General features: G+C 42.4%; 21 protein-coding genes. 10 read left to right on the forward strand and 11 right to left on the reverse strand.

All coding sequences use genetic code 11. The features are described 5' to 3' along the window. Positions 1-87 precede the first annotated feature (87 nt). A complete protein-coding gene (locus R2Q66_RS03125; RefSeq protein ID WP_316746539.1) occupies positions 88-420 on the reverse strand; it encodes a hypothetical protein in 333 nt (110 codons plus the stop codon). A gap of 76 nt (positions 421-496) precedes the next feature. Here R2Q66_RS03125 and hutU point away from each other — a divergent pair, with 76 nt between their 5' ends. From hutU to R2Q66_RS03155, 6 genes are all read left to right on the forward strand, one after another. Continuing rightward, entirely contained in the window at positions 497-2152 is a 1656-nt protein-coding gene (hutU, locus tag R2Q66_RS03130) for a urocanate hydratase (protein ID WP_316746540.1), read from the forward strand. Between the two features lie 111 nt (positions 2153-2263). Beyond that, entirely contained in the window at positions 2264-2917 is a 654-nt protein-coding gene (locus tag R2Q66_RS03135; RefSeq protein WP_316746541.1) for a TetR family transcriptional regulator C-terminal domain-containing protein, read from the forward strand. A gap of 5 nt (positions 2918-2922) precedes the next feature. Then, positions 2923-4227, forward strand: coding sequence for an AarF/ABC1/UbiB kinase family protein (locus R2Q66_RS03140; protein WP_316746542.1), 1305 nt, complete (start codon positions 2923-2925; stop codon positions 4225-4227). Further along, entirely contained in the window at positions 4224-5666 is a 1443-nt protein-coding gene (locus tag R2Q66_RS03145; RefSeq protein WP_316746543.1) for an SDR family oxidoreductase, read from the forward strand. The genes R2Q66_RS03140 and R2Q66_RS03145 overlap by 4 nt, the downstream gene beginning before the upstream one ends. 269 nt (positions 5667-5935) lie before the next feature. After that, entirely contained in the window at positions 5936-6328 is a 393-nt protein-coding gene (locus R2Q66_RS03150; protein ID WP_316746544.1) for a response regulator transcription factor, read from the forward strand. Between the two features lie 11 nt (positions 6329-6339). Then, entirely contained in the window at positions 6340-6807 is a 468-nt protein-coding gene (locus tag R2Q66_RS03155; protein WP_316746545.1) for a nuclear transport factor 2 family protein, read from the forward strand. An 8-nt stretch (positions 6808-6815) separates the two neighbouring features. Here R2Q66_RS03155 and hisS read toward each other — a convergent pair whose 3' ends face one another. From hisS to pdhA, 3 genes are all read right to left on the reverse strand, one after another. After that, the gene (gene hisS / locus R2Q66_RS03160; RefSeq protein WP_316746546.1) at positions 6816-8201 is read right to left on the reverse strand and encodes a histidine--tRNA ligase; all 1386 of its coding nucleotides are present in this window, start codon (positions 8199-8201) and stop codon (positions 6816-6818) included. A 75-nt stretch (positions 8202-8276) separates the two neighbouring features. After that, entirely contained in the window at positions 8277-9938 is a 1662-nt protein-coding gene (locus R2Q66_RS03165) for a pyruvate dehydrogenase complex dihydrolipoamide acetyltransferase (RefSeq protein ID WP_316746547.1), read from the reverse strand. Between the two features lie 30 nt (positions 9939-9968). After that, positions 9969-10964: a pyruvate dehydrogenase (acetyl-transferring) E1 component subunit alpha gene (gene pdhA / locus R2Q66_RS03170; RefSeq protein WP_316746548.1), complete on the reverse strand. Its 996-nt coding sequence runs from the start codon at positions 10962-10964 to the stop codon at positions 9969-9971. 226 nt (positions 10965-11190) lie between these two features. On the opposite strand from pdhA, the gene R2Q66_RS03175 reads away from it, so the two are divergent. Together R2Q66_RS03175 and R2Q66_RS03180 are read left to right on the forward strand one after the other, a co-directional pair. Further along, positions 11191-11745 (forward strand): C40 family peptidase, encoded by a 555-nt coding sequence (locus tag R2Q66_RS03175; RefSeq protein WP_265840375.1) that lies wholly within the window; start codon positions 11191-11193, stop codon positions 11743-11745. A gap of 82 nt (positions 11746-11827) precedes the next feature. Further along, a complete protein-coding gene (locus R2Q66_RS03180) occupies positions 11828-12940 on the forward strand; it encodes a CapA family protein (RefSeq protein WP_316746549.1) in 1113 nt (370 codons plus the stop codon). Here R2Q66_RS03180 and R2Q66_RS03185 read toward each other — a convergent pair whose 3' ends face one another. Beyond that, entirely contained in the window at positions 12941-13126 is a 186-nt protein-coding gene (locus tag R2Q66_RS03185) for a hypothetical protein (protein WP_316746550.1), read from the reverse strand. A gap of 148 nt (positions 13127-13274) precedes the next feature. On the opposite strand from R2Q66_RS03185, the gene R2Q66_RS03190 reads away from it, so the two are divergent. Then, positions 13275-14204 (forward strand): SPFH domain-containing protein, encoded by a 930-nt coding sequence (locus tag R2Q66_RS03190; protein ID WP_316746551.1) that lies wholly within the window; start codon positions 13275-13277, stop codon positions 14202-14204. A gap of 69 nt (positions 14205-14273) precedes the next feature. On the opposite strand, the gene R2Q66_RS03195 is transcribed toward R2Q66_RS03190, so the two are convergent. The 4 genes from R2Q66_RS03195 to R2Q66_RS03210 form a co-directional block, all read right to left on the reverse strand. Then, a complete protein-coding gene (locus R2Q66_RS03195) occupies positions 14274-16436 on the reverse strand; it encodes a carboxy terminal-processing peptidase (protein WP_316746552.1) in 2163 nt (720 codons plus the stop codon). Positions 16437-16612: 176 nt separating this feature from the next. After that, positions 16613-17293 (reverse strand): hypothetical protein, encoded by a 681-nt coding sequence (locus R2Q66_RS03200; protein ID WP_316746553.1) that lies wholly within the window; start codon positions 17291-17293, stop codon positions 16613-16615. A 20-nt stretch (positions 17294-17313) separates the two neighbouring features. Further along, positions 17314-18156, reverse strand: coding sequence for an isoaspartyl peptidase/L-asparaginase (locus tag R2Q66_RS03205; RefSeq protein ID WP_316746554.1), 843 nt, complete (start codon positions 18154-18156; stop codon positions 17314-17316). A 25-nt stretch (positions 18157-18181) separates the two neighbouring features. After that, complete coding sequence (locus R2Q66_RS03210) at positions 18182-19057, reverse strand: cyanophycinase (protein WP_316746555.1); 876 nt, start codon at positions 19055-19057, stop codon at positions 18182-18184. A gap of 271 nt (positions 19058-19328) precedes the next feature. Between R2Q66_RS03210 and cphA the strand changes: the two genes are divergently transcribed. Next, positions 19329-21944: a cyanophycin synthetase gene (cphA, locus tag R2Q66_RS03215; protein WP_316746556.1), complete on the forward strand. Its 2616-nt coding sequence runs from the start codon at positions 19329-19331 to the stop codon at positions 21942-21944. 265 nt (positions 21945-22209) lie between these two features. Here cphA and R2Q66_RS03220 read toward each other — a convergent pair whose 3' ends face one another. Both R2Q66_RS03220 and R2Q66_RS03225 read right to left on the reverse strand, forming a co-directional pair. Next, complete coding sequence (locus tag R2Q66_RS03220; RefSeq protein WP_316746557.1) at positions 22210-22773, reverse strand: DUF1543 domain-containing protein; 564 nt, start codon at positions 22771-22773, stop codon at positions 22210-22212. Between the two features lie 17 nt (positions 22774-22790). After that, entirely contained in the window at positions 22791-23240 is a 450-nt protein-coding gene (locus tag R2Q66_RS03225) for a low molecular weight protein-tyrosine-phosphatase (protein WP_316746558.1), read from the reverse strand.

The following is a 23240-nucleotide window of genomic DNA, read 5'->3' on the forward strand; positions in this document are numbered from 1 at the left end:
CTGGCCAATCCCTAAAATTGACAAGCTATTTGATCTCCCGGAGGAAAATCTCCTAAAGGAAAAATCACCCGAAGGAAAAGAAAAAGATTAGACGGTTGGAGGACCCCGGAGTGAGGTGCTAATGAGTTCGGTATAAGAACCGGTTAATAAAGCATAATGCTTAATGACAGGGACTGTTTCCAGGTAAACCTGAAACTGAGTCTGTTCCTGCAGGTAGTTTTTTTCGAAATGTGCGGCACAAACCAGACAGTTTTCTACATGACTCCCAACGTGTAATTTATGGGTACATATTTTTTCATTCTGGCAATGCACTTCTTCCTCATGGTGGTGGAAGGCGCTAAAAGGCGTCAAAGCTATCGCAAACACCCAAAGCAAGGCTATGGATAATATTTGATGGATATGTTGACGGCGCTTTTTCAATTTCGAGGGCTAAAATACGCAATCTCACATAATTACATACATTTGTTTTATAACATTGCCCTTACATGACCGCATAATGGATTTAAGTTTAGATTTAAGTAAAAGACAAACCCCAACCGGAAATACATTGACTTGTAAAGGATGGGTACAGGAAGCTGCATTGCGAATGCTACTGAACAACCTTGACCCCGAGGTAGCCGAACGGCCGGAAGAGCTGATCGTCTATGGAGGGCGTGGAAAAGCTGCCAGAAATAAGGAAGCTTTAGCATTAATCATTAAAGCACTTCAGAATTTAGAAGATACCGAGACATTATTGATCCAGTCGGGGAAACCTGTTGGCGTTTTGCCAACCCATAAAGATGCCCCAAGGGTATTGATCTCGAACTCGCAACTGGTTCCAAAGTGGGCTACGCAAAAACATTTTGATGAGCTGGAAGATAAAGGCCTGATGATGTACGGACAGATGACCGCAGGGTCCTGGATTTACATCGGATCGCAGGGAATCGTTCAGGGAACGTATGAAACGTACTCGGCTTTGGCCAAAAAACATTTCAACAGCAACCTGAAAGGTACGCTAAACGTGACTGCCGGATTGGGCGGAATGGGTGGCGCGCAACCTTTAGCGATTACCATGAATCAGGGCGTTTGTCTGGCCGCAGATGTGGAAGAATGGCGCATTCAAAAGCGCCTGGAAACACGTTATATCGACGAAATTGAACATGATATTGATACCGCTATTGATAAAGCATTAGCTTATAAAAAAGACGGAAAAGCCTTGTCGATTGGCGTAGTCTGCAATGCGGTAGATTTACTCCAACGACTGATTGACCGCAACATTACCCCGGATACGCTGACAGATCAGACTTCAGCACATGATCCTTTGATCGGTTATTTCCCGGAGGGATTAACCGTAGCCGAAGCCAACGATTTGCGCAAAGCAGATCCGGAGACTTATGTGAAAAAGAGCTATGAAACGATGGCAAAACACGTTCGTCAGATGTTGACCTTGCAGGATCGTGGCGCTATTACCTTTGATTATGGGAATAACCTGCGCGGAAGGGCATTGGAAGCCGGCGTAGAAAACGCATTCGACTTTCCAGGCTTCGTTCCTGCCTATATCCGTCCGCTATTTTGCGAGGGAAAAGGTCCTTTCAGATGGGCCGCACTGAGTGGTGATCCACAGGATATTTATGAAACTGACAAAGTAATTCTGGAACTTTTTCCGGAAAATGAGAGTCTGAAGCAATGGATTACCATGGCTCAGGAACGTATCGCTTTCCAGGGATTACCGGCAAGAATTTGCTGGCTCGGACAAGGAGAAAGAGAAAAAGCCGGTCTGGCATTTAATAAATTAGTGGCTGAAGGCCGGGTAAAAGCGCCTTTAGTGATTGGCAGAGATCATTTAGACACCGGTTCTGTGGCTTCTCCAAACCGGGAAACGGAAGCCATGCTGGATGGTTCTGATGCCGTTGCCGACTGGCCGATCCTCAATGCACTGATCAATACTGCCGGTGGTGCCAGCTGGGTTTCTTTACACCATGGTGGCGGCGTAGGCATCGGATATTCTATTCATGCCGGGATGGTGATCGTTGCCGATGGCACTGAAGATGCTGCCATCAGGATCAAACGCGTATTGCATAATGATCCGGCTATGGGCGTAATCAGACATGCAGATGCTGGTTATGACATTGCAAAAGACACCTTAAGAAAACATAGACTGGGTTTAAAATAAACACCGCGGGACGCCTTACATTTTATTACAAAACCGTGATGGAATAATAAGCTAAATTGAGCGGTCTGCGAAACTAAGCAGACCGCTTTAACGTTTATTAAATAAAAAGGAATGGCAACTGCGCAACAAATCAAGAACGGGTACATTGATTATGTACTTCTCCATGGCGAACAACCCGCATCAGTATATAGCTTTGTTAAGAAACTAAAGATTGCGGAGACGGATTTTTATGACTTCTACCCCTCTTTTGAAAGTATTGAAAAGAATCTTTGGGTAGAACTTACCCTCGAAACGATCCATGCAATCGAAGCGCAGGAAGTTTGGAGCCAGTACTCTTCAAGAGAGAAAATCCTTTCTTTCTTTTACAGCTTTGTAGAAGTTTTAAAAAGACACCGGAGTTTCATCATCTATAGCTTAAAAAAACACCAGAATAAGTTTGGTACACCAGCGGTTTTATCTGGCGTAAGGCCGATTTTTGAGAACTTCGCAGAAGGAGTGATCAATGAAGGCCTGGAAAGTGGCGAATTGGCCAACCGCAAATTCTTAAGCAAGCGTTATAAAGACGCAGTCTGGGTACAATTTGGCTTTATCGTTAACTTCTGGACCACTGACGACAGTGCCGGATTTGAAAAAACTGATGAAGTCATTGAAAAAGGTGTCAATGTAACCTTCGACCTATTTGAGCGCTCTCCGCTGGATAACCTCCTGGAATACGGGAAATTCTTATCCAGAAACGGAAACTTTAAAGAAAAGATGGGACTATAAAATTCATGAAAGAACAAGGGAGTATTCCGGTAACGAAGGGACAGAGATCAGCGAAGTTTGTAAAAACAGGAATTCAGATTGGTGGTAATTATATCAAGCATTATTCTAAGAAATTATTTAACCCGGAGCTGAGCAGAGATGAGCTAAATGAAGACAATGCCACTGATATTTATAAGTCATTGAGCGAACTTAAAGGCAGTGCTTTAAAGGTTGCCCAGATGCTGAGTATGGATAAAAATATCCTGCCAAAATCTTATATCGACAAGTTTACTCAGTCGCAATATAATGCACCTCCCCTTTCCGGCCCCCTCATCGTCAGAACTTTCAGCAAGCATTTCGGAAAAACTCCGGAGCAGATTTACGATAAATTTAACCTGCATTCCAGCAATGCCGCGTCCATCGGACAAGTGCATCAGGCAGAGCTAAACGGAAAAACCTTAGCCGTTAAAATACAATATCCCGGTGTTGGCGACAGCATCTCTTCGGACCTGAAACTGGTGAAGCCTTTTGCTTTCCGCCTGTTGGGAATGAACGAAAAAGACCTCAATATTTACATCAAAGAAGTAGAAGAAAGATTACTGGAAGAGACCGATTATGAGCTGGAAGTACGTCGCTCTATCGAGTTTTCCGAAGCTTGCAGCCATTTACAAAATGTGGTCTTCCCTAAATATTACCCTGAACTTTCCAAAAAACGGATCATCACCATGGACTGGATTGAAGGTTTGCACCTGAAAGAGTTTTTGAAAACCAACCCTTCACAGGAGCTGAGAAACAAAATCGGACAAGCCCTTTGGGACTTTTACAATTTCCAGCAGCATGAACTCAGAGCCGTACACGCGGATCCACATCCGGGTAATTTCATGATCACGCCCGATGAGAAATTGGGAGTCATTGATTTTGGCTGTATCAAGGAAATGCCGGATGATTTTTACTATCCGTTCTTCTCCCTGATCTCCACAGATGTGCTGCAGGACAAAGCGAAAACCATTGTCGCTTTCAGGCAACTGGAAATGATTCATCCCGAAGATACCGAAAGTCAGATTGAGTTTTATTATAAGGCTTACCGTGAGATGATCGAACTTTTTGCCAGACCATATACCAGCAAAACCTTCGATTTCAGTAAGCCTGAATTCTTTGATCAACTGTATAAATATGCGGAAAAAGTGGCCACCATGCCTGAATTTAAACAGGCCAGAGGCGTAAAACACTTCATCTATGTGAACCGTACCAATTTCGGCTTATACACCATTTTACAGGAATTAAAGTCTGTGGTACAAACGGATACTTTTCAACCCCATACCTTAAAATGAAAATCCTGCTGACAGGTGCGAATGGTTATATCGGCACCCGGTTACTCCCTGTGCTGTTGGCAGCAGGGCATGAAGTGGTGTGTATGGTTCGTGATAAAAGGCGTTTTGCAGAGGCCTCAGATTTTGGTGATCAGGTACAAATTATCAGTGGAGACCTGCTCATACCAGAAAGCTTAATAGAAATCCCAGCCGATATTACTGCGGCTTATTACCTGGTCCATTCTATGTCGGCCAGCGAACATGGCTTTTCCGAACTGGAAAGCCGCGCAGCAAAAAACTTTATCGGATGTCTGAAACCTACCCAATGCCAGCAGGTAATTTACCTGACCGGCATTGTGAACGACTCCGGGCTATCGGAACATTTAAGCTCCAGACTGGCGGTAGAGGAGGTATTAACACAATCGGGGATTCCTTTTACCATTTTAAGAGCAGCGATTATTATCGGCTCCGGAAGCGCATCATTCGAAATCATCAGAGACCTGACGGAGAAATTACCGGTCATGGTAGCCCCGAAATGGATTAAAACTAAATGCCAGCCGATAGGCATACGCGATGTACTCCGGTATTTAAGTGGCGTATTGTCAAATGAGAAAGCTCTCCGGCAGACTTTCGACATCGGAGGACCAGACATTCTGAGTTATAAAGAAATGATGCTACAGTACGCAGAAGTAAGGCATTTAAAGCGCTTCATCATCACCTTACCCTTGCTTACACCCCGCTTATCTTCGCTCTGGCTAAACATGGTCACTTCTGTTCCCTATGCTTTGGCGAGGAGTCTGGTAGACAGCATGAAAAACGAGGTGGTTTGTAAAGAAAATAACATCCATACGGTGATTCCGGGCAGCTGTTTAGCCTACCGTAAAACCCTGGAGCTTGCTTTTGAGAAAATTGAGCAAAACGCTATTGTTTCCAGCTGGAAAGATGCCCTGAACCGGGGTTATCTGGATACGAGCTTCATGGATCAGGTTAAAGTTCCACAAAACGGAACCCTGGAGTATAAGGTTAAAATGCCTTTTACAAGAGATCCACAGGAAGTATTTGAAAACATCTGGAGTATCGGCGGAAACCGCGGTTGGTATTATGCCAACTGGTTATGGAATTTAAGGGGCTTTTTGGATAAGCTGATGGGCGGCGTAGGTACCCGCAGGGGAAGAACGAGCAATACCTCCATCCATGCCGGCGATGTACTGGATTTCTGGCGGGTTTTACTGGCCGATCAGCAACACAAACGTTTGTTGCTATTTGCGGAAATGAAAGTCCCCGGAGAAGCCTGGTTAGAATTTAAAATCATTGAATTTCATGGGCAATATTTCCTGTCGCAGATTGCCACCTTCCGCCCTTCCGGATTATGGGGAAGGGTCTACTGGTACGCGATGTTTCCTTTCCATATCTTTATTTTCAATGGGATGGCCAGGCGAATAACGGAGTTTAAGGGGTAATAAAAAAGGCACAATCGCCACAATTGCACCTTCCTTAAAAACCTAAAACTTAATACTAAGACACTCAAAAACACAAAAGGTTTCATCGGTTTATGTTTTTTATTTACAATAACGCAACATTTACCACATTATTCCAATCCATACCCCCTATCTAAGCCTATTCCCTGTTGGCAAATGTTTTTACCTGAAATTGTTGATAAAAACGAGTAAATGTATTAACAAATCAATCCTGTTAAATATATTTGTATTACATCCAACCCCCCCCGATTTTGGCAAATAGCTCTAAAATTTACAAAAACATACTCGTCGTTGAGGACAATCATGCCATACTTGATGTCATCACGCTGATCTTACAAAGCGAAGCATATAAAGTTACCGGTCTCCACAAAAGCATCAACATGATGAGCCATATTGAACAAAGCAAGCCAGATCTTGTCATTTTGGACATTATGCTCCCTGATGGAGATGGCAGAGAACTGTTAACGCAACTCAGATCTGACACCAACACCGCGGAAATTCCCGTATTAATGATCTCCGCAAGATATACCGAAGCCAATATCCAGCATGGTGCTTTTAAGCCGAATGGTTTTTTAGCTAAACCGTTTGATATTGACGATTTGCTCGATAGAATCGAGGGCATTCTTGCCGGAAAAGTCTACTAGATCTTAAGCCTATGAACGCCAATCAGGAACTCATCACCAAATTCTATACGGCATTTCAAAATAAGGATATTGCCGGCATGCAGCATTGCTACAGCGATCAGGCAACTTTCAGCGACCCTGTATTTACCAATCTAAATGCGACAGAACTGCGCGCCATGTGGGCGATGCTGATTGAAAGCGGAAAAGATATGCGTGTGGAATTTTCTGCGGTTAAAGCCACAGAAAATGGCGCTACTGCCCATTGGGATGCGCATTACACTTTTTCGGCAACAGGAAGAAAGGTTTTTAACCAGATTGATGCACAGTTTGTGATCGAAAACGGAAAAATCATCCGGCACAGGGATCAGTTCGACTTCTATAAATGGTCGAAACAATCGCTGGGCATTACCGGAATGTTATTGGGTTGGACTTCCTTCCTCAGAAACAAGGTAAGAAAGCAGGCCAGCGCTAAACTGGCCGCTTATATGTCAAAAAACTAATCCGGAGATTAATCTTTAATTTTTTCAATGATATCAGTCAGGGATAATTTTTCCTGTGCACCACTGTGCATGTCTTTCAATGTTAAAAGACCACTTTCTAACTCATCACTACCAATCAAAATCACGTAAGGGATATTTTTATCATCCGCATAGCTCATTTGTTTTTTCAGCTTTGCAGCAGTCGGGTAAAGTTCGGCTGCGATATTGGCGTTTCTCAGTTGTTGTACGATAGGCAAGGCAAATAATTCTGCCGCCTCATCAAAGTTACTAATCAGGACTTTCGTTCCGGCAGCAACAGATTCAGGGAAAAGATTCAGTTCCAGCAACACATCATAAATACGATCTGCACCAAAAGAAATCCCTACACCGGTTAGGTTTTTAAGTCCGAACATACCAGTCAGGTCATCATAACGACCACCACCACCGATACTACCCATTGCAGCTTCGTTGGTTTTCACTTCGAAGATACAGCCCGTATAGTAGTTTAAACCACGTGCCAGGGTAATGTCCAGTTCCAGATCCGGCTTAAGTTCCGGAGTAGTCTGCAACAATCCTTTCAGGTATTTGAAGACCGTTTCGATCTCTGCAATCCCGTTCATTCCGGTTGGCGACTCCGCCAATACGGTACGCAGGCTTTCCAGTTTTTCTTCGTTGGTCCCTTGTAATAAGATAACCGGTTTCAGTTTCTCCAGATCTGCTTCTGTAAAACCACGTTCTAGCAGCTCTTTACTAACGCCATCCAGGCCGATTTTATCCAGTTTATCGATGGCAACCGTCATGTCAATAATCAACTCTGGTTTACCTATAATTTCTGCAATCCCGGAAAGGATTTTGCGGTTATTTAATTTAATCGTGAAGTCTTTTAAACCCAGGTTACTCAAAGCTTCCTGGTAGATCAATACGAATTCCGCCTCATTTAACAAGCTATCCGAACCTACTACATCCACATCACACTGATAGAACTCTCTGTAGCGACCTTTTTGTGGTCGGTCAGCTCTCCATACCGGTTGAATCTGAAAGCGCTTAAAAGGCAGGGAAATGTCATTCTGATGCATCACGACGTAACGGGCAAAAGGCACGGTTAAATCATACCTCAATGCTTTTTCAGAAATGGAGGAAGTGATGGCATTTGAATTGGCAGTTGCCAATAGTTCTGGTTTTACTTTAGAAAGGTAATCACCACTATTTAGCACCTTAAAGATCAGTTTATCGCCCTCATCTCCATATTTACCGGTTAAAGTACTCAGGTTTTCCATCGTTGGGGTTTGTATTTCGGCATAGCCATACTTTTTAAATACCGTCTTTATGGTATCAAAAATATGATTGCGTTTGACCATTTCCTGGGGTGAAAAATCACGGGTTCCTTTAACTAGAGAAGGTTTAATATTCGACATAGCGACAAAAGTACAAAAAGTAACAGGCATAAAAAAAGCTGCCGAAGCAGCTTTTTAGATTATTTAGGATATTAGTTAAACCAATAGTCTTACTGGCTCTTCTAATAATGCTTTTAGTGTTTGTAAGAAAGCAGATCCTGTTGCACCATCCACCACGCGGTGATCGCAACTTAAAGTAACTTTCATTACGTTTCCTGGAACTACAGCACCGTTTTTAACCACAGGAACCTGAGAGATTCCTCCGATCGCAAGAATACAAGCGTCAGGTGGGTTAATGATGGCAGTAAATTCTTCAATTCCGAACATTCCTAAGTTAGAAATGGTGAATGTAGAACCTTCCCAATCCGATGGTTGTAATTTTTTAGCTTTAGCACGTTGTGCGAAGTCTTTCACTTCCGCAGAGATGTGCGACAATGATTTTCCGTCAGCAAAACGAACTACAGGAACTAATAAACCGTCTTCAACAGCTACAGCCACACCAATGTTCACATGCTCATTGTAACGAATTTTATCGCCTAACCATGAAGAGTTTACATTAGGATGTTGTTTTAAAGCAATCGCAGTTGCTTTTAACACCATGTCATTGAAAGAGATTTTTACCGGAGAATATTCATTGATTTTGGTACGTGCAGCAATTGCACCGTCCATATCAATCGCCATCGTTAAGTAGAAATGCGGTGCAGTGAACAAGCTTTCCGCTAAACGCTTCGCGATCACTTTACGCATTTGCGTAACTGGTTTCTCTGTATATTTCTCTACACCAACAAACGCAGGAATGTTTACTGAAGCTGATTTCTCCGCTGGAGCTGCACTTGCTGCTGCCTGAGGGGCTGCTGCTTCCGCTGCTGGTTTAAAGTTTTCAATATCTTTTTTGATGATACGTCCGCCATCAGCACTACCTGCAACTTTAGCAAGATCGATACCTTTGTCTTTCGCAATTCTCTTGGCAAGAGGAGACGCTTTTACGCGGTCAGATCCTTCAGCAGGAGCTGCTGTAGTTTCTGCTGCTACCGAAGCCGGAGCAGATTCCGCTACTGCTGCATCAGCTTTTTTATCAGCCGCTGCTGCAACAGGTGCATCACCTTGTTTAAGGAAAGCGCTAATGTCAGTTCCTTCCGGGCCAACAATTGCCATAATGCCATTCACTTTCGCGGCAGCACCTTTTTCCACACCAATATGCAATAAAGTTCCGTCAGCGTAACCCATTACTTCCATAGTTGCCTTATCGGTTTCTACATCAGCAAGGATATCATCGTTTTTAACTTTATCACCAACTTTTTTATGCCATTCAGCGATCACGCCTTCAGTCATGGTATCACTTAGCAAAGGCATTCTGATTACTGTTACACCGATCTTTTCAAGATCAGCATCCGTAATTCCTGCTGTTGCTTCTTTTTTATCTTCAACCGGAGCAGCTGTTTCAGCAGGCTTAGTTTCAGCCTCAGCTTTAGGAGCCGCAGCACCTTCTTCTGCCGCTAATGCCGCTTTATAGTCTTCTCCTTCTTTACCTATTACAGCGATAACTGCATCCACAGGAACAGATTGACCTTCTTCTACACCGATGTATAAAATGGTACCATCCCAGTAAGATTCAAGATCCATGGTTGCCTTATCGGTTTCCACTTCGGCCATTACATCGCCACTTTTAACTTTATCGCCAACTTTTTTATGCCACTTAGCCATCACACCTTCGGTCATGGTATCGCTCATTTTGGGCATTCTAACTATTTCAGCCATTCTATATTATTAAATGAAATGCGTTCTAAATTAATCTGTTACGTATGGATAGTCGGTTTGAACGTATACATCAGTAAATAATTCTGATGCTTCCGGCCAAGGAGACTCTTCCGCAAATTTAACAGAATCATCAACGATTTGTTTCACTTTTGCTTCGATCTCTTCGATCCATGCCTGATCAGCATATTTTTCGTTAAGAATAGTTTCTCTTACCTGCTCAATTGGATCTTTCGATTTGTAAGCTTCCAATTCGTCTTTAGAACGATATTTAGCCGGGTCAGACATAGAATGTCCACGGTAGCGATAAGTTCTGATTTCCAGGAAGGTTGGTCCGTCACCATTTCTGGCACGTTGCGCAGCTTCATCCATTGCAGTGTGAACTGCTACAGGATCCATACCATCTACAGGAGCACATGGCATATCGAAACCTAAACCTATTTTATATATATCAGTCATGTTTGTAGTACGTTCTACAGAAGTACCCATGGCATAACCATTATTCTCACAAACAAAGATAACCGGCAATTTCCACAACATGGCCATATTAAAAGCTTCGTGTAAAGCGCCCTGACGAACAGCTCCATCACCCATGTAACAAACGTTTACATTTTTTGTGCCTTTATATTTCTCAGCGAAAGCGATACCTGCTCCTAATGGAACCTGCCCACCAACGATACCATGTCCACCATAAAAGTTATGCTCTTTGCTAAACATGTGCATAGAACCACCTTTACCTTTTGAACATCCTGTTGCTTTACCGTACATCTCAGCCATAATGCTGTTTGCACTTACACCTTTTGCAAGGGCATGTGCGTGATCGCGGTATGCGGTGATCATAGAATCTTCTGGTCTTAACGCCGAAATAGCACCGGCTACGACAGCTTCCTGACCGATGTATAGATGACAAAAACCACGGATTTTTTGTTGTCCGTATAATTGACCTGTTTTTTCTTCGAACTTGCGCATCAGCAACATCGACTCAAACCACTTCAGATAGGTATCTTTATTAATTTCTACTGCACTCATTTTTGGGTATTGGTTTTATTTACAAGAGCAAATCTACTTTTTTATTGCAACATATTGAACAAAAACCTGTAAAATGAACACTAAGGTTACAAAAAATGTGGATAACTTTTGCTTTTAAACCGTTTACATTTGGATAACATTTGTAAAATACATAGTTTTGACACCGGACAATAAGCCCCAGTGGTGTACGTTTAAGTGTAAGTGTCTATTACCCAAACTTAAGAGTATGATAAAAAGATTTTTGTTTTCTACCCTAATTGTCGCCTGCAGCCTCTCAGCCGTACATGCACAGACAAAATCAAAAGAAACCAATAAATTAGAAGACCCTGATAATTTAGCTTCCCAATATTTTTCTCAGGTAATGGGTGTTGCAGTAGATGCAACTTCAAACATCAAACTTTACAAATTCATTTACGAATGGATAGGTACTCCTTACCGATTCGGTGGAAATACCAAGAAAGGCATTGATTGTTCCGCTTTTACAAAAGCGATTTACGATAAAGTTTTCAACACCACTATACTCCGCAATTCACGCGACATTTTTAGCATGGTAGATCCATTGCCAAAAGACGAGTTAAAAGAAGGAGATCTGGTATTTTTCAAGATCAAAAGCCGCAGCATTACGCATATTGGTATTTTTCTTGGCGATAACCGCTTCGCTCATGCTTCTTCCAGCCGTGGAGTAGTGATCAGCAATTTAAACGACCCTTACTATTCAAGGTATTTTTACAAAGGTGGCAGAATTCTGGACCCTGTGAAAAACGACCTGATGGAGGAATAATCCTTCACAAACCACAAGACATTGAGTCCTCCCCATATCATACCGGGAGGACTTTTTTTATGAAAAAAAACAACGCTTACTCATGAAATCATTAAATACACTTGCCCTACTGTGTTTGTCCGCATTATTGTTATTTAGCTGCGAGGGAAACCGCGCAAGTGTACCTACCGTTTCATTGGCTCAAACCGATACCATCCCACTAAAGGTTAAAGTAAAAAAAGACACCATCAGGATTACTGCTGTTGGCGATATCATGCTCGGTTCTGCCTATCCTACCAAAGCAAATCTTCCTGCTGATGATGCGGTAAACAGTTTTCAGGAAGTGGCTCCCTATTTAAAAGGAGATCTGATTTTCGGAAACCTGGAAGGTTGTTTCCTGAATACCGGGAAATCTACTAAGTGTAAAGACACGGTCAGCAACAGCTGTTTTGCATTCAGAATGCCGGAACGCTATGCCGGAATTGTTAAAGATGCCGGATTTAATGTGCTGAGTATTGCCAACAACCATGTGGGCGATTTTGGCAGTAAAGGCAGAAAACGCACCATGGCCATCCTGGATTCTTTACAGATTAATTATGCGGGCTTACAGTCTCATCCTTTCCAGATCTTTGAAATCGACAGCGTAAAATACGCGATCTGTGCTTTTGCACCGAATGAAAACACCCTTTCTATCAACAACCTGGCCGCAGCCAAAGAACTCGTAACTCGCTTAAAACAAGAGGCAAACGTAGTTATTGTTTCTTTTCACGGCGGTGCGGAAGGTGCCAGATTTGAGCATGTTCCGAGAGCAAATGAAATATTTTACAATGAAAACCGTGGCGATGTTTATCGTTTTGCACACGGGGTGATTGATGCCGGTGCGGATATCGTATTGGGCCATGGCCCTCATGTAACCAGAGCCGTAGAATTGTACAAAAATAAGTTCATCGCTTACAGTATGGGCAACTTCTGTACGTACGGAATGTTCAGTCTGAAAGGCCCTAATGGCATTGCGCCACTCCTTCAGATCAAATTAAACGGCGAAGGCGATTTTCTGTCGGCCGATGTCATCTCTGTAAAGCAGGATAAAATCAACCGGTTGAGACTGGACGACCAGGATGGCGCTTTTCATAAAATAAAACACCTGACCAATACAGATTTCCCTGGCCACCAGCTTGACTTCTCTGAAGAAGGTAAAATTAGCCGTAAAAAATAGTTACGATTCGTCCTTAGTATTTTTCACCAGTCCAATACCGGATACAAAGAAGATCAACCCAATAATTCCAGCTACGATCAGCTCTCTGCTTTGCAGACTATGCTTCACGAAACCATAACCGGCATAAATAAGTCCTACAATACCCAGGATGGTTAATATTGTTCCGAAAGTGCGTTTTACATTCATAAGGTTTGTGTTATTTATGATGACAAGGCAAAATCTATGCCTCAACTCTTTTCTAATGACACCATCATTGCGAATACAATTCAGAATCACCTGAAAATCAGAATTCTTCGTATCTTGAAGCCAGCATATTCACCAAAAACGCTTCATTATGAACCTTACACTTTTAATTATAGTGTTTATCGCACTAGTTATTTTAGCCAGCTCCATTGTTACCGTAAAACAAGGAACCATTGCTGTCGTTACAATTTTTGGAAAATACCAACGGTTGCTAAGACCGGGTTTGAGTTTCAAAATCCCATTATTTGAAGTTGTTCAATCGAGAATCTCGATACAGAACCGTTCTGTAGAGCTATCGTTCCAGGCGGTTACACAAGACCAAGCCAATGTATACTTTAAAGCCATGCTGCTTTATTCGGTACTCAATCACGATGAGGAAACTATTAAAAACGTAGCCTTTAAGTTTGTGGATGCCACCAACCTGATGCAAGCCCTGATCCGGACGATTGAAGGATCGATCAGAGCCTATGTCGCTACCCAGCGACAAGCCAATGTATTGGCGCAGCGAAATGAGATTGTAGACCATGTAAAGCACCAGATCGACCAGGTATTGGAAAGCTGGGGTTATCATTTACAGGATCTTCAGTTGAACGACATTACTTTCGATGATGAAATTATGCGTTCGATGAGTAGAGTTGTGGCTTCAAACAACTTAAAAGCAGCAGCAGAAAACGAAGGTCAGGCGCTGTTGATTACTAAAACCAAAGGTGCGGAAGCAGATGGTAATGCCATCAAAATTGCCGCAGCAGCGGAAAGAGAAGCTGCTCAGTTGCGCGGACAAGGTATCGCCTTATTCCGTGCAGAAGTTGCACATGGTATGACCAAAGCCGCACAGGAAATGGAAGAAGCCAATCTGGATATCTCCGTGATCTTATTCACCATGTGGACAGAATCTATCAAGCATTTCGCAGAAAACAGCGATGGCAATGTGATCTTCCTGGATGGCTCCACAGAGGGCATGAATAAAACCATGAAAGAAATGATGGCCATGCAGATTCAGAAAAACAAAGACGACAAATAATCAGCATATCATTGCACAAAAAAAGGGGATGGCCGTTGTGGCATCCCCTTTTTTTATAAGCTATATTTTCTAATTAAAACCGCCTGGTCTGGTAACCAATTCCGTTTTCTTAGGATCAGTTAACTTGATTAAGTCGGCCATGATCTGTAAACTCTCATCTTCAATAAAGTCAACGTTCTCTTCTTTCTTCACCTTATCTCCTTTTTTAACCGGAGGAAGACCTTTTGAAGCTCTTAACTTGTTGATTCTATCCAGCGATTTTGTCTCCAGACTATCGCGTTCTGCTTTAAGTTTGTTTTCATTTAAAGTGATCGAGATCTCTCCGTCACGTTTTTTCATGTCTGCAATATCTTGTTCCAGTGTTTTATAGTCCAAAGATTTCGACATTCTTTCTTCGTGTCTTTTGATCAGTTCCGGTTTCAATGGAGTCAGGTCTGCTACAGCCACGAAGTTCGACTTAGGCACTTCATCCCAAGGCAATGCTGATGGCTCTGTATCTTCACCAATTTTGTTCATTGGATAAAGCGAAGGGAACTGAACATCCGGCATTACGCCTTTATGCTGAGTACTGCTACCATTTACACGGTAAAACTTAGCCATGGTTAAGTTAATCTGTCCCAATTGAATTGGCGAACCGTCTTTAGCAGTCATGGTCGTTTTAACATCCTTGTTAACCAAAGCGGCAATCTTTTGCAAAAGCGAAGGATTAACCAGTCTGTTCAGGTCAATAGAAGACTGCACGGTACCTTTACCATAAGTTTGGGTTCCCATGATCACACCTCTACCATAATCCTGGATGGCACCGGCAAAAATCTCAGAGGCCGAAGCACTCAGTCTATCTACCATTACACCCAGTGGACCATTCCAGGCTACACCCGGGTTGGTATCTTCATTGACTTCAATTTCGTTCTTCGTGTTTTTCACTTGTACTACCGGACCTTTATCGATAAACAGGCCAGTCAAATCAATTGCTTCCACCAATGAACCACCACCATTGGCACGTAAGTCCATCACAATAGCATCCACTTTATCTTTGTTTTTCAGCGTATCAATCAACAGTCTCACATCACGAGTGGTGCTTTTGTAGTTTGGATCACCGGCATTGGCCGCTTTAAAATCCGCATAGAAAGCAGGAACTCTGATGATCCCGATTTTATAAGGTTTACCCTCAGACATCACTGTTTTCACAGTTTTCTTAGCCGACTGGTCTTCCATCACAATGCGCTCTCTCATTAACTCAATGATGACCGGTTTAGAGGAAAGCTCACGTCCGGCAGGAATGATTTTCAACCTTACTTTAGTGCCTTTAGGGCCTTTTATTTTAGAAACTGAGTTGTCAATTCTCCAGCCGATAATGTCTTCAAATTCGCCATTACCTTGTGCAACACCCACAATACGATCGCCGGCACTCAATAATTTACTTTTGAAAGCAGGACCTCCAGGAATTACTTCATCAATTTTCAGGATGTCATTTTCCAGTTTAAGTCGGGCACCGATTCCCTCAAAAGAGCGCGCCATATCTTCATTGAACTGTTGCGCATTTGTTGGGTTAAAATAATTGGTGTGCGGATCGATGGTTTCTGTAAAAGCATCCATGATCAATTGAAACACATCCTGATTGTTCACCTTATTGGTCTGAGACTTTAGGTTTTCATATCTTTTAGTCAGTGTTTCTATGTTTTTTGCCTGTGGCGTACCTGCGATTTTCAGGTTCACCAGGTCGTATTTTACCTTTTTCTTCCAGATGTCCTGTAAGCCAGCTAAAGTAGTTTCCCATGGCATTTTCTCGCGGTCAAATACATAAGTATCATCTTCCTTGAAATCATATTTACCTTTCACCTGTTCCAGCGTATAGTTCAGCCATTCATTGTATCTTTTCAGATAAACGTTAAAGATATAGAAGGGAGCACTCAGGTCGCCATTTCTGAAATCATCATCCAGGGTATACCTGAACTGTTCGAAATCCTTAATGTCGGAAGCCAGAAAATAATATCTATATGGATCCAGATCCTTGATATATTTATCAAGAATCAAAGAAGAAATAGAATCATTGAGCTTTATCTTTTTGTAGTTATAGTTTTCGATCAGGCCTACAACCTCTCTAACAACTAATGCCTGGCGTTCGTCGGGTACAATATTAGTTACACCCTTAACTTGCGGTTGTGGCTTTGGGGAGGCCTGGCATGCCAATACAGCAGCAGTAAAGATGACCAGTAATGTTCTTTTTAACATTTCTTTGAATAATTTAAAATCCATTTTATAATCCACAACTAATATGATACCAATATCACGAATAAACAGAAAAGAGACAGTATTATTACCGTCTCTTTTCTGTAAACTTATCAAAAGTAATTAAAAAACCTATACAAAAACCCATAGGATGCTGATAATTTAGCGGGTTTGGCGGATTACTTCTTAGCGACTAATTTTGAGGGAATTAGCGCTCTTGTTTCCTTAATTCTGTTCTTCAACTGTACATTGTTGCCTGATTTCAACAGCAATTCTGCTCTGCTAAGGTCTTTTACAGCGAGATTATATTCTTTTTTCTTGATTTTGACCTGGGCAATGCCGATAACAGACTCTACATAAGCATTATTGTTATTGAGCTGTTTGGCCAGGATGCCCTGCTGGGTATAAAACCAAAGTGATTGTGTCAGTTTATTGGCCGCAAAATAAATTCTGCCCAACTGGAAGTAAGCCTCCATCTGGCCGGTTTTACTGCCAATTTTGGAATAGTTCTTTAAGGCTACATTCAGGATTACCTGTTCGGCTTCGGGATAATGATTCATCAACAGGTGAATATTGCCGAGCTTCATCAGCGCTTCTCCGTAACGAACAAAAAGTTTCGAGGAATTGAACTCAAATGCCGCCTTAGTGTATAGATTAAGGGCATCATTGAGGTCACCTCTTCTTTCATTCTTCAGGGCTTCAGCAAAATAAGTATTGCCATCCGCCTCTTCCAGACTGGAGGTTACAATGTTAATTGCGCCGCTCGTTGCTGGTGGTTCCTGAGGAAGAAAAGTAGTGGTTTGTGTCATTGCCTTTCCTGAAAGGAGTAGGAAAAGAATAACTACACAAAGTTTGTTCATCCTGTAAAGATATAACTAATTTAGTTAAACACCTGTAAACTACCGTCAAATGCTGCCCATACCATATAGGGATGGGAGTCGGTATGGTACAATTCGCCAGCGGCGCTAATGCCGATAACCCCGGCAAAACCATCAATAACTTTTAACTCATCAAATGATTTATCACAGGCATTTTTCAGCGTAAAGCCGTCAGTTACACGGGTCACAATTTTAGCGGCCAATGCGGCGCTCACAATATCTTCTCCAACGCCGGTACAGGAAATACCAGCATGTTCATTGGCGAAATTCCCTGCTACAGTGGCAGAATCACTCACACGACAAGGAATTTCAAATCCTTTACCTCCGGTAGAGGTTGCCGCAGCAAGATTACCTGCTGCGTCTAAAGCGACACAACCTACGGTCCCTAATCTGGAAGATTGCGCTAATTTCTCCTCATATTCCTGTCTTCTCTGCGGAATCACGGGATCAAAAAATTCAAAGCCTTGGTTACGGGCAAAATCTAATGCACCATTGCCACTCAATACCCGATCATCGTAACTAAGTAGCTTTTCGGATATCTGTATCGGGTTTTTAACATTTTGAATATTGATTACACCAGAGAATTTCTGACTTTTACCATCCATTAAGGATGCGCTTAACCGCAGCTCACCATCGCTTTGAATCTGTGAACCTAATCCAGCATTAAAAAGTGGATTGTCTTCTAATAAACTTACTGCATAAACTACGGTTTCTAATGCCGTATGGGTGTTTAAATAGGTATGTGCTTCCGTTACAATAGCCGATAAGGCTTCTTGTTTGGCTATTTTAGTTTCCTGGTTGGTTCCAGACTCACTGAAAAAACCGCCATGAATAATAATTTTCATTTTAATGATTTAGGAGGAATCAATGTTAATCTATCGGGACTACTTTTGGGTGATGGATGGTTAATTTATGATCATGAAGGTCATAGATATCGCCGTCACACATCACATGAACCGTCATGTTGCTGATGGAAACCGGTTGTCCCATTTCTACATCAGTCAGGTTGGTATCGGTCATATTTCTGCCGTCTACCAGAATCACCATGCCTGATCCGATTGCTTCCATGATATTTCCATTGGAAATAAACAGGCCGGTATCTTCCCCTAAACCGATTCCAAGGATGCCGGGGCTACTTGCCGTTGCATATAACAACCGGCCAATTCTTCCGCGTTGTACAAAATGGGTATCTACAATGACGCCGTCAATGAAACCTAATCCACCGGTAATTTTAACCTCCCCTTTCAGCAAAGCATCTTTACTACTTCCCTGGTAAATCATGTTTTTAGAGCTTGCGGCAGCACCTGCCGAAGTTCCTGCAATCACCACGGCTTCGTCCTGGTATTTATCCAGCAGAATCTGATGAATCGCCGTACCGCCAAAAATAGAAGACAAACGCAATTGATCACCACCGGTAAAAACAATCACATCTGCGGCTCTGATCCTTGCACAGTTTTCCTCGGAATTGGCTTGTTCTCTGGTAATAATGTCTAAAACACCCACATCCTGAACGTCCAGTTGCGCGAAAGCTTTAATATACTCCTCTCCTACTCTTTCAGGAATCAAAGAGGCTGTAGTTATAATTTCAAAACGAGATGCAGTGCCTTTTATAGATTCCGTCGTAATTTTCTTCAGAATTCCTCTTTCAAAGAAATTCATGTTCTGGGGCAATCCAAAAGTTGTCTCTGTGAAACTTCCGGTGTTGATTGCACCACCTATAATTATTAGTTTACCCTTCGGAGTCATTATAAATCTTTTCGTTACTAAAAATTTCAAATATATAGGGTAATGCTCAATAACAATGAATTATTTATCAATATTTTCCCCTATCAACATTTCGATTTAGCACAATAATCCGTCCGTTAATTCACCTAAAATATATTCCCTGGATTTAACCGGGTTGATAGGGGTTTTTTCGAAAAATATTCTTACTTTAATCTCTCCGTTCGACCCTATCCCAGAAACTGATAACTTCCCCGTAATATGGTCACTACCAACACAAAATAACAAATTTAGAATGAAAATACTAGGCATACAGGTGCTACGCGGACCGAACATATGGTCTATCAAAAGAAAAAAATTAATTCAAATGCGACTGGATCTGGAGGAGATGGAACAGTATCCTACCAATTTGATTGAGGGATTTGGCGAAAGAATCGAAAAATTAATACCTACCCTGTATACACATCGTTGTTCAAAAGGCGAACCCGGAGGCTTACTCATGAGGATCGAAGAAGGAACCTGGATGGGCCATGTGATTGAACATATCGCCTTAGAAATCCAGACCCTTGCCGGAATGGACACCGGATTCGGCAGAACACGCCAAACTAAAACAGACGGAATTTATAATGTTGTCTTCAGCTATTTAGAAGAAAAAGCAGGTCTTTACGCCGCAGAATCTGCCGTAAGAATTGCCGAAGCGCTAATCGCCGGTACAGATTACGACCTGGAGCATGACATCCAAAAGATGCGTGAACTCAGAGAACTGGAACGCCTGGGTCCTAGTACAGGATCTATCGTTGATGAAGCCATCTCCAGAGATATTCCATGGATCAGATTAAATAAAAGTTCATTAGTGCAATTGGGTTACGGAAAAAATCAAGTCCGTTTCCGTGCCACAATGACCGAAAGAACAAACTCTATCGCAGTAGATATCGCCTGCAATAAAGATGAAACCAAACGTTTACTACAGGATTCTGCGATTCCCGTTGCCAAAGGCGTAACGATCTGGGATCCGGAAGATCTGGACAATGCCATCCTTGCTGTAGGCTACCCGATGGTATTTAAACCATTAGACGGAAACCACGGAAAAGGTGCCACCATCAATGTAAAAACTGATGAAGAAGCCAAAGCTGCCTTCGAATACGCACAAAACTATTCGAGGAAAGTGATCATTGAAAAGTTTATTACCGGTTATGATTTCAGAATCCTGGTGATCGATCATCAAATGGTTGCCGCAGCACTTCGCGTCCCTGCTCATGTGACCGGAAACGGCCAACTGACCATTCAGGAGCTTATCGACAAAGAAAATCTTGATCCTAGAAGAGGTTACGGACATGAAAATGTACTGACCGAAATCAGTGTAGACCGGGATACCCTGGACTTACTGGATAAAAAAGGATATACCCTGGAAACAGTTCCTCCGCAAGGAGAAATTGTATACCTGAAATCTACCGCCAACTTAAGTACCGGTGGTACTTCAATTGATGTAACTGACCTGGTTCACCCTCAAAATGTGTTCATCTCTGAGCGCATTTCCAGAGTAATCGGACTGGACATTTGCGGTATTGATATCATGGCAGAAAACTTAACACAACCCCTTACAGAAAATGGTGGCGTTGTGTTGGAAGTAAATGCTGCACCAGGTTTCAGAATGCACCTTGCCCCAAGCGAAGGCTTGCCAAGAAATGTAGCTGCTCCGGTAATTGATATGTTATACCCTCCGGGGAAAAATACCAGAATTCCAATTATTGCCGTAACCGGAACTAACGGTAAAACTACAACAACAAGGTTAATCGCGCATATTGTGAAAAGCAATGGTACCAGAGTAGGTTTTACAACCTCCGACGGGATCTATGTGCAGAATACCATGTTGATGAAAGGTGACACCACCGGACCGGTAAGTGCCGAGTTTATCCTTAGAGATCCAACGGTAGAATTTGCCGTGTTAGAAACTGCCAGAGGAGGAATCCTTAGAGCAGGTCTGGGTTTCAACCAATGTGATATCGGTGTCATCACCAATATCCAGGAAGATCACTTAGGCATTTCTGATATCCATACCCTGGATGATCTGGCCAGAGTGAAATCTGTGATCATCGGTTCTGTGAAAAGAAGCGGCTGGGGCGTGTTAAATGCAGACAATAAATACTGTATTAAAATTGCCAATGCTGCCGATTGTAACATCGCCTATTTCAGTATGGACGAGAAAAACCCGGTCATTGTAGAACATTGTAAAGCAGGCGGTATTGCTGCGATCTACGAAAACGGATACATCACGGTTAAAAAAGGCGACTGGAAAATCAGGGTAGAAAAGGTGACGCATGTGCCTTTAACTTTTGGTGGCAGCGTAGAGTTTATGATTCAGAATGTACTGGCTGCAACGCTTGCAACCTTCCTTTGTGGTTATAAAATTGAAGACATCAGGATGTCTTTGGAAACTTTCATTCCTTCTGCTGCACAAACACCAGGCAGGATGAATACTTTCAAATTCAAAGAGTTCAAAATCATGGTAGATTTTGCGCATAATCCGGATGGTTTCAATGGCATCAAGTCTTACCTGAAAACAGTGGATGCTACGGAACATATCGGTGTGATTTCTGCTACAGGGGATAGAAGAGATTCTGACAATCTGGAAATTGCAAAGATTTCTGCTCAGATGTTTGATAAAATTATCATTTGTCAGGAGAAATATCTTCGTGGCAGACCGCCGCAGGAACTGATCGATTTATTGATTACAGGGATTCGTGAGGTGAAACCAGATATGGACATTATCATCAATAATAATGGGGATGATTGTCTGAAATATATTATGGCAACTGCGCGTCCGGGTTCATTTTTCACGATATTAAGTGATACGATTGACGATGCGATTGTTAAAGTTACAGATTACCTGGATAAAGAATTTGGGGTATAAAAAATCTTGTAGGGTTCCCCCTCGGTTTAGAACGGGGACCCTGCAGGATATTAAAACGGGGATTTCTCTTTTCAGCCTCGAATCTTTGCTGAAACGCAAATATTCAAAGGTCTTCAAAGAAGAATCCCCGTTTTATATTTTTACTCAGTTTGCAGATTGCCGGAGTTTATCCAGATTGCCAGAGTTCTCGCAGATTGCAGGAATTTCCCTCAGGTTGCCGACAGTTTCCAGAGTACCCCGCAGATTGCCAATTTGCCGGCGTTTCTTAGATTCTGCTGAGTTTAAAGTAACCCAGATGAATTTCATCAGCCACTAATCCTTCTGCTAAAGTGATTTTCAGTTCGTAATTGTTTTTTAGTGATTCGGGTAGCACATCTACCACTTCAAAAGCATCATCTACATCTACGCCGTATTTATCATCGATATGAGAGGTTGCCCCTTCAAAACCGGTATGTTTATAAAATGCGGTTTGTTTGGCTTGCTGAATGGCATTTGCCAGATCAGGCGCCACGATGAGCATCTTATAATGCGGTTCATCGAACTCATTGACTTTATAGCCGCCAAGGTTCATAAAAAACAGTTTATGTTGTTGTTCCTGTTCTTTTAGAGCAGCCTTAGGTACGACTTCAATCTTATAGCCATCTACTGTATTTACTTCACGCCAGGCATCCACATGAATCTTCTCCCCTGCTTCAGGCCAGAAATCAAGAATTTCTTGTTTCAGATCCTTTAATTCGGTTCCGATAGAGAAGAGCATATCATGTTGTTCAATCCGACGAGCTGCCGGTTTACAACCCAGCATGAGCATAAACAGTTTAGGTGATTCCATAAGATAAGCGAGGCTATTTATAGGGATTGTGATTTGATTTCTTCAATGATTTGTCTGCAACGGGCTTCAATTTGCAGGAATACGGGTTCAAATAGCTTATCGTCAAAATAAGGGTCCGCAACTTCGAGGTCGTTTGGCAAAAAGAGCATTACTTTCTCTTTATGTTCTGCGGCTTCTGCCTGTCTCAGGACATCCTTTTCATTCTGCTGATCCATCACTAAAATCTTGTCGTAAGCCTCAAAATGCTCCGGATTAAAGTGTCGGGCTCTTTGTTTAGAGATATCGTAGCCATACTTTCTGGCAATGGCGATCCCCCTTTTATCGGCAGGCTGATTGATATGCCAATCGCCGGTACCGGCAGAAGCAATCTCCCAGTCGAGCCCCTGTTCTACTACTAAATGGCGCATCACCCCCTCCGCTAGCGGAGAACGGCAGATATTGCCCAGACAAACCATTAATATTTTCAT

It is taken from the genome of Pedobacter gandavensis, from assembly GCF_032677645.1.
Classification (GTDB): domain Bacteria; phylum Bacteroidota; class Bacteroidia; order Sphingobacteriales; family Sphingobacteriaceae; genus Pedobacter; species Pedobacter gandavensis_A.